Source organism: Nostoc sp. DedQUE12b, assembly GCF_034530835.1.
GTDB lineage: Bacteria > Cyanobacteriota > Cyanobacteriia > Cyanobacteriales > Nostocaceae > Nostoc.
Map to the genome: position 1 here is coordinate 16,919 of NZ_JAVRCI010000007.1, position 17,236 is coordinate 34,154.

General features: G+C 40.3%; 8 protein-coding genes. 4 read left to right on the forward strand and 4 right to left on the reverse strand.

Translation table 11 applies throughout. The features are described from left to right. Window positions 1-693 precede the first annotated feature (693 nt). Complete coding sequence (locus tag RMY16_RS05505; protein ID WP_322735507.1) at window positions 694-3,981, forward strand: filamentous hemagglutinin N-terminal domain-containing protein; 3,288 nt, start codon at window positions 694-696, stop codon at window positions 3,979-3,981. A gap of 217 nt (window positions 3,982-4,198) precedes the next feature. Here the strand turns inward: RMY16_RS05505 and RMY16_RS05510 are convergent, their stop codons facing one another. The 4 genes from RMY16_RS05510 to RMY16_RS05525 all read right to left on the reverse strand — a co-directional run bounded on the left by RMY16_RS05510 (window position 4,199) and on the right by RMY16_RS05525 (window position 7,614). Continuing rightward, entirely contained in the window at window positions 4,199-5,950 is a 1,752-nt protein-coding gene (locus tag RMY16_RS05510; protein WP_322735508.1) for an asparagine synthetase B family protein, read from the reverse strand. Between the two features lie 18 nt (window positions 5,951-5,968). After that, window positions 5,969-6,277 (reverse strand): HigA family addiction module antitoxin, encoded by a 309-nt coding sequence (locus tag RMY16_RS05515; protein ID WP_322672404.1) that lies wholly within the window; start codon window positions 6,275-6,277, stop codon window positions 5,969-5,971. 15 nt (window positions 6,278-6,292) lie between these two features. Beyond that, complete coding sequence (locus tag RMY16_RS05520) at window positions 6,293-6,577, reverse strand: type II toxin-antitoxin system RelE/ParE family toxin (RefSeq protein ID WP_416211649.1); 285 nt, start codon at window positions 6,575-6,577, stop codon at window positions 6,293-6,295. 155 nt (window positions 6,578-6,732) lie between these two features. After that, complete coding sequence (locus RMY16_RS05525; RefSeq protein ID WP_322735510.1) at window positions 6,733-7,614, reverse strand: 4-hydroxybenzoate solanesyltransferase; 882 nt, start codon at window positions 7,612-7,614, stop codon at window positions 6,733-6,735. Between the two features lie 349 nt (window positions 7,615-7,963). Between RMY16_RS05525 and RMY16_RS05530 the strand changes: the two genes are divergently transcribed. From RMY16_RS05530 to RMY16_RS05540, 3 genes are all read left to right on the forward strand, one after another. Then, entirely contained in the window at window positions 7,964-9,613 is a 1,650-nt protein-coding gene (locus tag RMY16_RS05530; RefSeq protein ID WP_322660060.1) for a Ppx/GppA phosphatase family protein, read from the forward strand. Window positions 9,614-10,725: 1,112 nt separating this feature from the next. Then, on the forward strand, window positions 10,726-11,280 hold the full coding sequence (locus RMY16_RS05535; RefSeq protein WP_322660058.1) for a RidA family protein: 555 nt from the start codon (window positions 10,726-10,728) through the stop codon (window positions 11,278-11,280). Between the two features lie 427 nt (window positions 11,281-11,707). Continuing rightward, window positions 11,708-17,125, forward strand: coding sequence for an AAA family ATPase (locus RMY16_RS05540; RefSeq protein WP_322735511.1), 5,418 nt, complete (start codon window positions 11,708-11,710; stop codon window positions 17,123-17,125). Window positions 17,126-17,236 lie beyond the last annotated feature (111 nt).

Sequence of the window (17,236 nt, forward strand, 5' to 3'; positions counted from 1 at the left end):
CTAACAAGTCGATGAAGCGGACAGGCGAGATATCTTGGCGGTGATGTTGAGCTTATCTTGGTCGCTTATCGCTGCCCCTGCCCTCATCCCTACTCGATTAGCAACCGCCCCCACCTCTATGATTTCTCCTTTGGTCGGGGATGGGAGCAATTATCTGGCAAAAAAGCACCACCAAAGATGTTTTAAGTAAATCGGTAGAGCGCTTGAGCTAACTCTCGCCAGTTTGATGAATCGAAAGCGATCGCACCTGTGCTTGTGGCTGCCAAAGAAATTGTAGATAAATAGTGGCAGCGTCAAGATAGAGAATATTAACAAAAATCCCCCGATAGGTCGGGAACTAAAAGTCAGAAAATAATCTTAAACCTATTAGTTGCAATGCTAGCGTTCACTTCACGGACAAAAATCTTTCAAAGGGTTGAATGACCTTTAAACACAAGATGTATCTTCCAACTCCGGTCGATCCAAAATGGTAATATTTCCACGCTTGTAGCTAATCATTCCGGCTCGGCTGAGTTTACTTGCTACCTCCGTAGCCCCTGTGCGGCGACATCCCTAGACCATAAAAATAGTTGGATACCGGCTTGCTCTGAGTATTTGTTTAGAAAATTTATTGCTTTTTACTACTCTTACCACCATAAAATTAGGACAAAGCATTAAAGCGTTTCGTTAGGTTGCCGATAGGCATCGCTCCTGATGACACAGTCTAAAATACCGACCACCACAATCACTATACAAACTCACCTTTATTCAAAAATTGCTATTTGTGTAGGAATAGGAATGGCGCTTGCTTTTTGGGCAAATTGTGCTTTTGCTCAAATTGCCCCGGATGACACTCTACCTATTAATTCCGCCATCACGTTTCAAGGAAATACTCACCTGATTGAAGGCGGAACTAGAGTGGGTAGCAATCTCTTCCACAGCTTTAGAGAGTTTTCAGTTCCTACTGGCGACACTGCTTTCTTTAACAATGCTCCAGATATTCAGAACATCATTAGCCGAGTAACAGGTGGGTCAGTATCGAACATTGATGGATTGATTCGCAGCTTAGGTATGGCTAACCTATTTCTACTCAATCCTAATGGGATTATTTTTGGTGAAAATGCCAGCTTGAATATTGGCGGTTCGTTTGTAGCAAGTACGGCGAATGCACTGCAATTTAGGAATCTGGGATTTTTCAGTGCAACTGAAAAAAATCTTTCTTCCCCTTTGTTGAAAATCAACCCTTCAGCTTTGGTCTTTAATCAAATCAATCAAAATGCAGCAATTCAAAATAATTCAGTTGCACCAGCAGGAAAAGACCTAGCAGGTTTGAATGCATTTGGTTTGCGAGTAGCAGATGGTAAGAGTTTGCTACTTATGGGCGGTAATGTCAGCATGGATAGTGGACGATTAAATGCTTTTGGTGGGACAGTTGAGTTAGGAGGATTGGCGGAATCTGGGAATGTAAACCTTCTGTTTGATGGGAATAAATTGAGCTTGGGATTTCCTGAAAATGTGAATCGTGCTTCGGTATTCCTTAGCAATCAAGCGGGTGTATACGTAGAAGGGGGTGGTAATATTGCAATTTTTGCTCGCAATCTGGATATTTCAGAAAGTGTCCTCAAGGCTGGAATGGTTCAAGGCTTGGGATCAACGAGCAATCAAGGGGGAGATATTATACTCGATATAACTGATGCTATCAGGCTGGGAAACTTGAGCGTAATTCAAAACGTTGTCAATACTGATGCAATGGGTAATAGTGGCAACGTGATTATTAAAACTGGAACACTTAATATTAAAAATGGCAGTCAACTAATTGCTGGCACTCTAGGACAGGGCAATGCGGGCAGTATTAGCATCGACACGCGCGAGAGCATTTCCATCGATGGAGGAAGTGATGATGGTAAGTTTTCTAGCCTTATTATCAATACTGTTCTCAGTCCCATAACATCAAATAGCCAAATCCAAGGTGGAGACATCCGTATTTCTACTAAAACTCTCTCGCTGACCAATGGAGCACAGTTAGAAGCAAGCACTAGTGGGAAAGGTCAAGCGGGTAGTATATTTGTTAATTCCAGCCGCAGTGTCTTTTTGGATGGAGTGGGAAATGATGGAATTTCGACTGCAATTCGTAGTGATGTTAAAACTGGTGCAGTAGGTAATGGCGGGAAAATAGTAATTGAGACTCCAGTATTAGAATTAACCAATGGAGCTGAACTAGTTGCAGGAACTTCCGGACAGGGCAGAGCAGGTGACATAATGATTAGAGCCGATCACATTGCTTTTGATGGAGTTGGAAACAATAGTTTTGCTAGTAGCGCTGGTAGCGCGGTTAGAAGTGGTGGAGTTGGACAGGGCGGCAATATTCAGATTCAAACTGGATCGCTTTTCTTGACAAACGGAGGATTTTTAACAGCTGCTACCTTAGGTGAGGGAAATGCAGGTAGTATTATTGTGCGAGCAAATAGTGTTTATCTAGATGGAGTTGGCATTGAAGATGGCATTCCCTCCAGTCCTAGTGGTATGACAACCTTAGTATATAGTGGAGCAAAAGGGACAGGAGGAGAGATTAGAATTGAAACTGGCTCACTCTCTGTTACCAACGGTGCTCAGATAAATGCTGCTACTCAGGGCCAAGGCAATACAGGCAGAGTTACTATACACGCACGTGATCGCGTATCCTTAAGTGGGTTCACTCCGTATCCCTATTTAGGAGATGACCTGATAGTCCCTAGTGCTATCATCGTCGCAGTTGGACAGGAGGCAGTAGGGAATGCAAGCGATTTGACAATTGAAACCAACTCTTTCTCTGTTACCAATTATGCCATATTGGAAACTGCTACCTATGGACAGGGTGATGCAGGTAATATTCGCATCGATTCAGGTTCATTCTCATTACGAGATGATGCTATAGTTTCTGGCTCAACTTATGGAAAAGGAAATGCAAGTAATATTCGCATCGAGACGAATTTCTTTGAAGCACTCAGCGGTGGACAGATATCCACTATTACTTCAAGTAATGGACGCGCAGGTAAAATTACAGTGAGCGCTCTTAATCAAGTATTTATTAGTGGTATCGACTCTACTTATTATAATGATCCCATTACTAAATCTTCTAGCAGAGTAGCAAATATTGGTGGTAACAGTGGTTTATTCGTCAGTGCTTTTGGCTCAGGAATCACAGGCGACATCGAAATAAATTCACCCAAAATTATTCTAGACAATCAAGGCCGACTCAATGCTGATTCTGTTTCTGGTAATGGTGGCAATCTCAACCTCAATAGCGATTTGTTATTGTTGCGTCATGGTAGTCAAATTTCCACCAACGCTGGTACTGAGCAAAAAGGCGGTAATGGCGGTAATATCAATATCGACTCAAAATTTATTGTCGCTGTCCCCAATGAAAATAGCGACATCACTGCCAATGCATTCAACGGTTCTGGCGGCAAAATCCAAATCAATGCTACTAAAACATTTGGCATCGCACCACTTAGTCGGCAAGACCTGGAAAGATTGCGCCCGCTTGATTTAGACCCAAGTCAACTGCCAACAAATGACATCACTGCCGTTTCTCAAGAAAACCCTTCTTTAAGTGGCACAGTACAAATTAATACACCTGATGTAGACCCCAGCCGAGGCTTGGTTGAACTACTTACCAATCTCGTCGATCCGTCCACCCAAATTGCTCAAGGTTGTTCTAATAGAGGACGACGAACAGATAGTCGGTTTATCGCCACAGGACGCAGCGGTTTGCCCGAAAGCCCCCATGAACCATTACGGGGGCGGGCAGTAATCGCACCGTGGGTAACGCTTGAATCTACTTGGGAGAATAAATCTCAAGATATTTCTGCATCTACTACACCTTCTGTGAATATTGAGCAACAAATTATAGAAGCTCAAAAATGGGTGGCAGATGGCAAAGGTAATATTCACTTAATTGCCGAAGCTCCTGCAAACACACCTGTTGCTGTTTCTTCGCTATCGGCTGCCTGTGCCCAGTAGTAAATCACGTTGAAACGGGAGCAACGCGATTTGGTGAGGTCGGGCAAAAAGGTGTGATGCCTACGGCGGGCTACATCTAGGCTAAGGGTACGGTTCATGCCATTGTTAGCCCGCCCGCCGCAGAAACTTGCCAACCCATTCGCTCGCTACTGTCGGTGCTAATTGCTGCAACTCGGCGCTAAATCGCTTGTAGAAGCTTTCGTTGTTACTTTCACTACTATGCTTTTTGATTTACTTGTAACCAAATTTCTAAACTAGCAAGCAACCACAACTTTACTCCATAACGACTCCAAGTATCTCCTTGATAATTTAACCAATTACGAATTAGTAACTGGTTTAAGTCAGGAGTAATACATGCATTTCGATTTAGCAATAAATCTCTGGCTTCTTGCTGCCAATATTTCCGAAATCCTAACTGCACCGGTACCATCATGCCGCTTTTGGGACGATGAATAATTGTGTCTGGTAAAATATCTGCAATGGCTTGCTTTAAAACTGCTTTTTCTTCCACTCCAGAAAGTTTATACTCTGGAGGTATTTCCATACTTAACTCTACTAATCGTTGGTCAAACAGAGGAGAACGACCTTGCAAAAGAGCAGCTTGAGTCAAGTTACTAACTTTAGTCAGAATTTGGTCAGCACCTTTAAATTTGATATTCATTGCCATCAAACGATTCAGATAGTTAGCTTGAGAATATAAGTCTTCTGTAAAAATCCAAGGTGCTGTTTGTACTGCTGTCCAAACTTCTGGTTTTAAAAGTTGCGGTAAGTCAACAGCGCACTTTTGGAAGGATATTAAATAAGCTTGCAATGCATCTTGATTGGTGACAGAGCCATATAAACTATTAATCAGCATCGGCTGATTTTTTGGCCCACCAAAACAGGGATCGCCACCTTCACCATTCAAAACTACTTCTACGCTTTCTCTCGCCAGTTGTCCGAGTAACAGGTTGGGAACTGTCAGTGGGTCGCCAATGGGGTCATCTAAATACGCCATTGTTTCCGGCAGGCGTGACCACATATCTTTAAAAGTAATTTCTAAAATGTGGTGCTGCGTCTGACAATGGGATGCAACGAGACTGGAAAATTCTAACTCATTGGGACATTCCGCACCAAAATGAATCGAGAAGGTGTGGACTGGTGCTTTGTGGAATTTTGCTACTAAAGCAGTGATACTGCTAGAGTCCAAACCACCAGAAAGGAAAACGCCAACGGGTTCATTTGCTGGTGGTAAATATTCTTGAACAACTTGGTCTAGGAGTTCTCGTAAGCGATCGCCATGCCATGCTAAGGGTTGATCGATTGCGATAATCTGTTCTTGAAGCTGCCAATAAGCTGTAACTTTGTAGTCAGGAAATTCTAAAACGGTTCCAGGTCGGAGTTCTTGCACCTGTTCCCAAAGGGTTCGTTCGCCGGGAACAAAGGCACAACAAAGATAATCTCGCAACGCCACCAAATCTAAATCAGATGAACGATGAGGTGCTAAAGTTCTCAGTCGAGGCGCAATCCAACGAACCGAACCAGTGGTAGTGTAATAGAGAGTACGAACACCGACGCGATCGCGAACCAATCTCAACACCTGTTTGTCTCTATCCCAAACCACTAGCGCAAACATCCCCACAAGTTGGCTAAGACTTTCACTACCCCATCGTTCCCAAAGATTGGCTACCAGTTGCAGAGAACTTCCTTGAAAGCTATCCGGTTCAATTCCCAATTTTTGCAGCAACTGCACTCGGTTAGTTAACCAAACATCACCAACAACAACAAATCGTCCTCTAGAACTGATTGCTAATTTCTCTGTCGGCAATTCCGAAGTTGTGCGTGGTAAAATTACAGAAATTTTTTCATCTCGCCAAGCTATATCTTCATAACTTGCATCAACTGTTCCCCACGCTACGCGCCAGGTTGGGTTAGTTTTGATGAATTCGATTTTAGGAGATTTACGATTTTTAAACGCATCAAATAGCATGGAAAATTTTTAACGAACTCAGGCTACATCATTAAACGGAAGTTTAGGTATTTGATTGTAAACTTCTGCATTTTCTTCAAGAGCTTGACGTATATCGTATTGCGTTTGTAAATTCAACCAAAACTGAGCGCTGCTACCAAAATAGCGAGATAAACGCAACGCTGTATCTGCTGTAATACTGCGTTTTCCAGATAAAATTTCACTAATTCGTGTCTGAGCTACACCTATATCTTTGCTTAATCGATAAGGGGTAATATTTAGTGGCTCTAAAAATTCTAGTTGTAGGATTTCCCCAGGGTGAATATTTGGCAGACGGGTGTTATTCATAATTATTGACCTGCATTAGTGGTAATCTACTATTTCAACTTCCGAAGCATTATTCTCATCCGTCCAAACAAAGCAGATTCGCCATTGATCGTTAATACGAATGCTGTACTGCCCTTTCCTGTCGCCAACTAACTTTTCTAAACGATTACCAGGTGGAGAGCGCAAATCGCTAATTGACGTTGCAGCCTCAAGGATGAGCAGTTTTCGTAAAGCAGTTTTTTGGATATTGGGCGGATACTGAGAAGATGTAAAGCCGTCAAAGATAAGCTTTGTCTCTTCAGATTTAAAACTAACAATCACAATACTATCGCTTTGCGTTACTATCGTCAAGCGTTAGTATACACTTCAAGGCGAACTCGCATTAACTTAGTTTGTGTGATGCCAAGTGTGATTCCTGCCTCCTATCTCCTGCCTCCTGAATTCAAAATGCTTTCTGCCTCTTGCCTCCTGAATTCTTAAAAAGATCCAGCAATCATCCCAGCAAGTAAAATAAAACCAATCCACACATTTTGCCGAAACATTTCACCATAAGCAGAATTAGGTAAGTTTTCCTTTCTTAATCGCAGAGACTGCCAAACCCATCCGATAGTAGCAATTGCAAGGCTAATCCAGAAGGCTAAGTGCAGATGTATAACTACACCTAACCAAGACAATAACAAAATTGTGCCAGCAAAGAAAATTCCAATAGCGAGAGGGGCATAATTACCAAAAAAAAGGGCGCTAGAATTAACACCAATGCGGCGATCGTCTTCCTTGTCGCTCATGGCGTAAACTGTATCAAATCCCAATGTCCACAATACAGTTGCGCCCCAAAGCAACCAAGTTGGTTGAGAAATGCTTTGCGTTACCGCACTCCAACTAATCAAAACCCCAAAACCCCAAGCGATGGAAAGCACCAGTTGCGGTACGGGAAACACCCGCTTTGCACCTGGATAAAGCAAAATTACAGGCACTGCTGCCACGCATAACCAGAAACTCAAGGGGTTAAGATAAAAGGCCAAGACTGCTGCACACGCTAGCGAGACGATCGCAACTATAATTCCAACTTTCACAGATAAGGCGCGAGAAGCAAGGGGGCGATCGCGTGTTCTCTCTACTTCTGGATCGATATTCCGATCCCACAAATCGTTGACAACACATCCAGTCGCACTCGTGGCCAGAGTACCCAATATAATCACACCAACCAGAGGTAAAGGCGGTTTCCCTGAAGCTGCCAAAAACACAGCCCAAAGGGCAGGAATCATTAAAATTAACCGCCCTTCTGGTTTATGCCAGCGTAAAAGCTGGATAATTACAAGCCAAATTGGTGACTGGGGGCGTTCTGGCGTCGTTAACATAGAAATCAACAAATAACTTTAGAGAGATGAATTCACACTTCTTTACATCTATAGAATAACGTTATTTGTTATTTGTAAAAACATAACCCAAAGTGGCAACTTTAAATATCTTTAAATAGTCACTGCGGTTATAAATAGTAGGGTGAACATACATAGCTCCGTTACCCTCGACCAAGCTGAGTTGCGAATGCTGAGTATTTTTTAATTTACTCAATATTCAGCACTGGCTCAACGTCCTGCTACCGCTAACAGCACTCAGTCTGAGCAAGTGTGTTGTCATAAATATCAGTGCTAGCTACCCCGACGTATCACCGTTTGCCATCATTTCTTAATAAAGAGAGAAAACTAGATGCTGAATTTAGTTTCTAGCTGGGAGAGTATTCCTACTCAACCATCTAAGCAACATCGGATTATTGCTGCCATTGACCTGGGAACAAATTCTCTACACATGGTAGTAGTCAAGATTGACCCTACACTACCAGCTTTCAGCATTATTGCTAGAGAAAAGGAAACTGTGAGGCTTGGCGATCGCAATCTTACCACTGGAGAACTCAAGCCAGAGATTATTAAAAAGGCGATCGCGGCTTTAGGACGCTTCCAAGAAGTTGCCAAAACTATCAACGCTGAAACTATCATCGCTGTGGCAACTAGTGCTGTGCGGGAAGCCCCCAATGGTAAAGATTTTTTGCACAAAATAGAAGCGGAGTTGGGTTTAAGCGTTGACTTGATTTCTGGTCAAGAAGAAGCGCGGCGAATCTATCTTGGCGTGCTGTCGGGGATGGAATTTCACAACCAGCCCCACATGATTATTGATATTGGCGGTGGTTCCACAGAATTGATTTTAGGCGATAGTCACCAAGCCCGCGCTCTCACCAGTACCAAAGTTGGTGCAGTGCGACTCACTAGCGAGTTAATTACCACTGACCCCATCAGTAATACTGAGTTTAACTACCTAGAATCTTATACACGCGGTATGTTGGAACGTTCCGTGGATGAGATCCTAGCCAACCTAGAGTTTGGGGAATCTCCCCGTTTGGTGGGTACATCTGGCACAATTGAAACCCTGGCGATGATTCATGCACGAGAAAAGTCGGGTGTTATTCCTACTACTCTCAATGGCTACCAGTTTAGTCTTAAAGACTTGCAAGAGTTGGTAAACCGCTTGCGGAAACTGAGTAATTCCGAAAGGGCTGAGATTCCAGGTATGCCAGAGAAGCGCCCTGAAGTTATCCTCGCTGGCGCAGTGATATTACAGGAAGCAATGACCCTTTTGGGTAGTGAATCGGTAACAGTTTGTGAGCGTTCTCTGAGAGAAGGCGTAATCGTAGACTGGATGTTAACCCACGGTTTAATTGAAGATAAGCTACGCTACCAAAGTTCAGTTCGGGAACGGAATGTTCTCAAACTCGCGGATAAATACCACATCAACTTAGAATACAGCGATCGCGTGGCAAAATTTGCCGAGAGTTTATTTGACCAAACTCAAGGTACTCTACATCATTGGGGAACTGACGAGCGACAAATGCTGTGGGCAGCGGCAATATTACACAATTGCGGTCATTATATTAGCCATTCATCTCACCACAAGCACTCTTACTATTTAATTCGCAATGGAGAATTACTCGGTTATACAGAAACCGAAATTGAAATCATTGCCAATTTAGCGCGTTATCATCGCAAATCGCCACCCAAGAAAAAACATGAAAACTACCAGAGTTTGCTAACTAAACAACAACGACAAATTGTTAGTCAACTAAGTGCCATTTTAAGATTGGCAGTAGCATTAGATAGACGACAAATTGGTGCGATCGCTAAAGTGCAATGTGAGTATTATTCACAACTTAGGCAGGTCAACCTGCTAATTTTTCCATCTCAATCAGATGATGATTGTGCTTTAGAACTTTGGAGCTTAGATTATAAGAAAGGAGTGTTTGAAGAAGAATTTGGAGTGAAATTAGTAGCAAGTTTAGAAAAGTCTAGTATTCCTAACTTGTCTTAGAAATTAGGGTGCGTTAACACAGTGTAACGCACCTGCACATAGCTTATATTTATGCTTGCGATCGTTAAGAGGATGTCTGAGAAGTATTAAACATTTCGCTCGATCCCCCCTAGCCCCCCTTAAAAAAGGGGGAATTTATCTTAAAGTCCCCCTTTTTAAGGAGGATTTAGGGGAATCTAGAAGTCTCAAATACAACAACAAAAAGTTTTCAGACATCCTCTAATCAGCATGAGAAGTTAGTCCCAATATAAAATCTTCAAGTAAAAATCAGAAAATTTATCTAATAACTTTTTAAGAAGGTGTGATTAATAAGTAGCATTATATTATACAAAAAATTCTTAATTCAATTTGCAAGCTGTATTAACGTAAAATATATATCTAATTCTGACATCCAACTTTAGGATGAATTTATAACTGTCTCAAGAACCATGTACAAACAAAAAATAGTAATTAGAATAGAATTAACAATCTATTAAATGTAGGTTTATGTTGCTAATGGATATCTAAGCCGGGAAACTTAGATATCCTTATATAAAATCTCACTAGTTTAATAAGTAATCAAGCAGACATAATATTGAGGGCTGCAAAAGAAACTTGCGCAGATTCTTACCGATAGATATGGCGATGTCTACGACGGGCTACGCCTACGCAGTTACTGGAGACTTCAAAGTAAAATTTCGGTAGGCTCATCACCGATGCGTGGAGTCGACCATAGTTGCCATCAGAACAAAACAATAAACGCCGAAAGGAATCTTACCCTGGCTTTCTAGCTTCCCGTATGGCTAACAGTACAAGTGGATAAGCTTCTTGTGAGACCACGCGGTAAGGGTGCAAGGCCTTGCGCCCCTACGACTGTTGTTTGCGCTCTGAAGTTATTACGAAAATACCACGCACTGCGATCGCCTAATACACTTTTTGAGGGTTAATAACCTGATTTAGTATAAGTTTTAACTGTATCCATATTGCAAGCTAAAGGAACTGAAACCAATCCAGACTTATTGTATATGTGATTACACTGAATAAAGCTTGCAGCTAGTGCTTTTTAACTTAATTAGATAGATAATAAAACCAAGTATGAGCAAAAATAAAGAACTCACATTTAAGGAGCTTTAATGACTAGACCTATTAGCAGTGCTGTAAATTCATTAGTAGCAAACTTATCACGACGAAATGCACTTTTGTGGCTTGGAGGTAGTGGAATAACTACCGCCTTGATGGTGGGAACACAAAAGGAAGTGAGTGCTAAAGACAACAAAGAGTTGAAATTGGTGAACCCACCAACGTTATATAATGCACCCCAAAATGGCTATAGCCATATAGCTGTTACACCATCAAGGGCAAGAACCGTCTATATTTCTGGTCAATTTGGTTCGGATCTACAAGGGAATCTTGTCTCGGATGACTTTGAAAAGCAGTTAATACAGGCTTTTAAAAACCTCCGTTATGCCTTAGCAGCTGTTGGGGCACAACCACAAGATGTCGCAAAAACTACTGTTCTTATAGTAGACCACAACCAAAATAAATTGATCCCGTTAGGACGTGAAATTATAAATTTATGGGGGAATAAACCACCAGCAAACACTCTTATTCCCGTTCCTAGACTTGCACTTGACGGTATGTTGTTTGAAATTGATGCTTATGCGGTAATTCCAGATAACCGTAGTTGAGGGCTGGTTTCAATATAACCCTATCAATCACAGTCGGCGGAATAACAAACTTCCGCTACTGTCAATCAATAATAGTCTCTCCTATTTGAGTAGGTAATTGCCTTTAGTCAGACTACGAAACCTAAATAAAAATCCCAACAGGTTCTAATAGTTAGCTTTTGTTCACTTGGCTTTTCAAAGATTAAAGGGTAAAGGTGAAAGGTTTCTAATCCCTTTACCTTTAATCTTTCCCCAGCCCTCACAAGCACATTTTTGAGTTGACAAATTACTAGCTTACGCTTTGCAGCTTCCTAATTTCCTACTGAGAACCTTGACGCGTTTGTGTAAGATATTCTATCTCTGCATTTGATGCTTTAAAAGCTTGTCCTCACCGCTGCGGTTACTAATTTGGGAATAATAAATTTATAAATTACTAGGATTTCACAGTATGTTTAGCACTAATGTTAATATTTCTGGATATCAAATCGTTGAAGAAATCTACAATGGTTCGAGAACTATAGTTTATCGAGGGTATCGAGAAAGTGACTCATTACCTGTAGCGATCAAACTGCTGAAAAATCCATATCCATCCTTCAACGAACTGGTGCAGTTTCGCAATCAGTACACCATTGCCAAAAATCTAAACTCATCTTTAATCGTCCAAACCTACGGGCTGGAGGTGTATCAGAATACCTATGTGTTGGTGATGGAAGATTTTGGTGGCATTTCTCTAAAAGATTATTTTACTCGCGATCAAACACGAGACATTAGGTTTTTACAAGAGTTTTTTCAAATAGCGATCGCACTTTGTAATACCTTAGAGATACTCTATAGTCACCGTATCATCCATAAAGATATCAAACCGAGCAATATTTTAATTAATCCTCATTCCAAACAAGTTAAATTAATCGACTTTAGTATTGCCTCTCTATTACCAAGGGAAACGCAAACGTTAATTAGCCCCAATGTATTAGAAGGAACACTAGCTTATATTTCTCCAGAACAAACAGGGAGAATGAATCGGGGAATTGACTACCGGACTGATTTTTATTCACTTGGTGTAACTTTTTACGAATTACTTACAGGTGAGTTACCTTTTCAATCAAACGATCCAATGGAATTGGTGCATTCCCATATTGCTAAGGTAGCCTCATCAATAGATGTAATTAACTTACAAATTCCGGCGGTAATTTCAGATATCGTTAGTAAATTAATGTCAAAAAATGCTGAAGACCGCTATCAGAGTGTATTAGGATTGAAGTATGATTTAGAAAATTGTTTAGCTCAACTGAAAACAACTGGCAAAATTGCAAGTTTCCCAATTGCCCAAAGAGATGTGTGCGACAGATTTATTATCCCTGATAAACTCTATGGACGAGAAGCAGAAGTAGAAACTTTGCTAGAAGCATTTGAAAATGTCAGCCTGGGAGCAACAGAAATAACTCTAGTAGCTGGGTTTTCAGGCATTGGTAAAACTGCCGTTGTTAACGAAGTACATAAACCTATTGTTCGTCAACACGGTTATTTTATCAAAGGCAAATTTGACCAATTTAATCGGAATATTCCTTTTTCTGCATTTGTCCAAGCTTTCCGTAACTTCATGGAGCAATTACTAGCAGAAAGTGATGTCCAAATACGAAAATGGCAAAATCAAATTATTCAAGCATTAGGTGAAGACGGACAAGTAATTATTGAAGTCATTCCCGAATTAGAAAAAATTGTTGGTAAACAACCACCTGCACCAGAATTATCAGGTAACGCAGCACAAAACCGATTTAATTTATTATTTCAGAAATTTCTCCAAGTATTTACAACTAAAGAACATCCTTTAGTCATATTCTTAGATGACTTGCAGTGGGTAGATTCGGCTTCATTGAAACTCATGCAATTATTAATGAATGAAGCTAATCAGGGATATTTATTGTTAATTGGTGCGTATAGGGACAATGAAGTATTCCCAGCACATCCATTGATGGTACTGTTGGATGAAATTCGCAAAACAGGTGTAAAGGTAAATAGTGTTAACCTGAAACCACTCAACCAATTACAATTGAACCAACTTGTAGCCGATACGTTAAATTGTGCAGAAAATGTGGCATTATCTCTTTCACAATTGATTTATCGTAAAGCTCAAGGAAATCCATTTTTTGCAACTCAAATCCTGAAATCATTACATCAAGATCGACTAATTCAATTCAATTTTGCCGAAGGGTGTTGGCAATGTGATATTTCTCAAATAAATCAGCAAACTTTAGCAGACAATGTTGTTGATTTTATGGTTTTTCAATTACGAAGATTACCAGAATCAACTCAACAACAATTGAAGCTAGCCGCTTGTATTGGTAATCAGTTCGATTTAAAAACATTAGCGATTGTTTCTAAACAATCTGAGGTAGAAACCGCAGATTGTTTATGGAAGGCTTTGCAAGAAGGGTTGATTTTACCGCAAAGTGAGGTTTATAAGTTTTTTGTTGATTCCGAAAATCAAGCAACTACTCAAGAACATTCTGAGATGGTTGTATATAAATTTTTACACGATCGCGTCCAGCAAGCTGCCTATTCACTCATTCCAGATGCACAAAAACAGTTAACACACTTGCAAATTGGGCAATTGTTGTTGCAGAATACACCTAAAGAGCAGCAATCAGGAATTTTTGCGATCGTTAACCAATTAAATTACGGACTGGAATTATTAAAGGAAGCTGACGAACGAGAACATTTATCCCGGTTAAATCTGATAGCTGGTTGTAAAGCCAAAAACTCGACTGCTTATGCGACAGCAGTTGAGTATTTAAAAGTGGCAATTCTTCTATTACCGATAAATGCTTGGCAAAGTAGCTACGATTTGGCCCTTGCGGTTTACGAATCTGCGGCTGAGGCAGAATATCTCAATACAAACTTTGAGGCATCAAAATCATTAGTAGAGATTATCCTCAAAAACGCTAAATCTCCATTGGAAAAAGTTCGTACTTATGAGATTCAAATCCAATCTTATACGGCGCAAAATAAATTCATTGAAGCAATAGCCACAGGTAGAGAAGCACTGCAATTACTAGATTTGACGTTACCTGAAGAGGGTAACACTCAAATGATTTTTGATGAACACGACAATTTACAACAAATGTTGGTTCATCAATCGATTGCAGCATTGGCAGATATACCAGAAATCATTGATCCCCAAAAATTAGTTGCCCTCCGCATATTATCGGGTTTGTTTGCTCCAGTTTATATAGCCAAACCGATGTTATTGCCGCTCAAAATTTTTACAATGATCAAAATTTGTATCAAGTATGGCAACTCACCACAGGCAGCTGTTGCTTATAGTCTCTATGGATTATTTTTGTGCAGTATTGGTGCAATTGAAGATGGGTATCAGTTTGGTAAACTGGCAGTACAACTTTTAGAGAAGTTTCAAACTAAAGAGCTTAAAAGTAGGGTTTATTTAACATTTAGTCTATTTATTAAACATTGGAAAGATTCAATTAAATCCACATTGAATCTTTTTTTGGAGGGATTGCAGAGTGGATTAGAAACCGGAAATTTAGAATATGTAGGCTATTGTGCCAATTGTTATTGTCAATTTCTCTTTTGGAGTGGAGAAAACCTAGAAAATGCGGTGCTGGAAGCAGATAAATATTGCGATCTAATGCAGCAAATAAAACAAGAAGTATCTTTGGTTTGGGGAAATATCTGGCGGCAGACGGTGCTAAATTTACAAGGAGAAGCGGCTAATCCCTGTTGTTTAATTGGTAAGCATTTTCACGAAGTTGAAATGTTACCGACTCTAATTGAAACTAACAATATCAATGGTATTTGTTATGTCTATCTAGCAAAAACGCTACTGGCTTATCTTTTTGGTGAATACGAATCTGCTTGGGAATATTCCCAAAAATTTGAGCAGTATGAGCAGGGAGCAGCAGGCTTATTAATTGTTCCTTTGCGGAATTTCTATCAATCTTTAAGTTTGTTAGCTCTTTGTTCTCAGGTAAATGAAGCACAGCAAGAGGTTTATCTCCAGAAAGTAGCCGAAAACCAGTCAAAAATGCAAGAATGGGCGACTCATGCACCCGTAAATTATCAGCACAAGTACAATTTAATTTTAGCTGAACAAGCTCGTGTAACTGGCGATCGCTTACAAGCCGCAGATTATTATGAAATAGCGATCCAAGAAGCGATCGCCAATGGTTATGTTCAGGAAGCAGCGATCGCTAACGAACTTGCTGCCAAATTTTACCTAGAATGGGGTAAAGAAAAAGCCGCAGAAGGATATTTGCAACAAGCATATTACAGTTATGCCCGTTGGGGAGCAAAAGCCAAAACTGATGACTTGGAAAAAAGCTATCCCAAATTACTCAAACCTATTTTGCAACAGCAAGAATTTAACTTAAATCCCTTAGAAACCATAGCCAGCATTGCTCGTACATCTACTTCTTACACTACCAGCAGCACTAATATTTCTGATGCTCTAGATTTAACCTGCATTCTCAAAGCAGCTCAAACTATCTCCAGTTGTATCGAATTAGACGCACTTATCAGCAGTCTCACTCGCATTATCTTAGAAAATTCTGGTGCGAAAACATCTGTATTAATTCTTCCTCAAGAGGATACTTGGCAAGTGCGGGCAATTACTTTTATCGATCAACAGTCAAATTCCCAGACTGATGTCAAAACCATTCTTGATTCACAACTAATAGATGCTTGCCAATATATTCCGAAAAAACTAATAAATTACGTTAAAAATACTCAAGAAACTGTCATCATAGACAATTCTGAAACGAGTATTCCTGGTGTAATTGGAGAATATATGCTCCGACATCAACCTCAAAGCGTATTATGTACACCCATTATTAACCAAGGTCATTTGGTGGGGATTCTCTACCTAGAAAATCAATTGAATCAAGGAGTATTTACTAGTAACCGCTTACAGGTGATTAACCTACTTTCCTCCCAAGCAGCAATTGCTTTAGAAAACGCTCGGCTTTATCAGCAAGCTGGGCAAGCTTTACAAGATTTGCAACAAGCTCAATTACAAATCGTCCAAAGTGAAAAGATGTCTGCATTGGGGAACTTAGTTGCTGGCGTCGCTCATGAAATGAATAATCCTCTTGGTTTTATTGCTGCCAGTCTCCAACAAGCTAAACCAACATTTATTGATGTTATCGAACACTTGAAATTATATGAACAAAAGTTTCCTACTCCCGGAGATGAAATTTTAATTCATGCTGAAGAAATCGATTTGGAATATACCTTAGAAGATTTGGTCAAGATGATTGATTCGATGACAATGGCGTGTGACAGGCTCAAGAACATTAGCACCAGTCTGCGTACTTTCTCCCGTGCTGATAGAGATTACAAAGTACCGTTTAACATTCATGAAGGCATTGATAGTACGATTTTAATTCTCAAACATCGCCTGAAAGCCAACGAAGAACGTCCAGCTATTGAAGTAATCAATGAGTACGGAAATTTACCACAAATTGAATGCTTCCCTGGTCAATTAAATCAAGTATTTATGAATATCTTAGCAAATGCAATTGATGCCTTGGATGAATCAAATACAGGTCAGAGTTTTGGAGAAATTCAAGCCAATCCCAATCGAATTAAAATTACTACCTCTCTAATAAATAAACAAATTAAAGTGAGCATTGCTGATAATGGTCAAGGCATGAGTGAATCAGTCAAACAAAAAGTATTTGACCACTTATTTACTACGAAAGGTGTTGGTAAAGGAACGGGATTAGGATTAGCGATCGCTCAGTCTATTGTTGTAGAAAAACATGGCGGTTCACTGGTTGTGAATTCTACCTTGGGCGTTGGAACAGAATTTGTAATTACCTTACCGATTCTGGCTCAAACTCAAAATTAACTTGGAACCACCACCGGCCAATAGCAAAAGTTATACTAATTTAAAAAAAGAATACGACAAGTAGACCATTTGTAAAGACGCGATTTATCGCGTCTTTAAAGACCAATTATC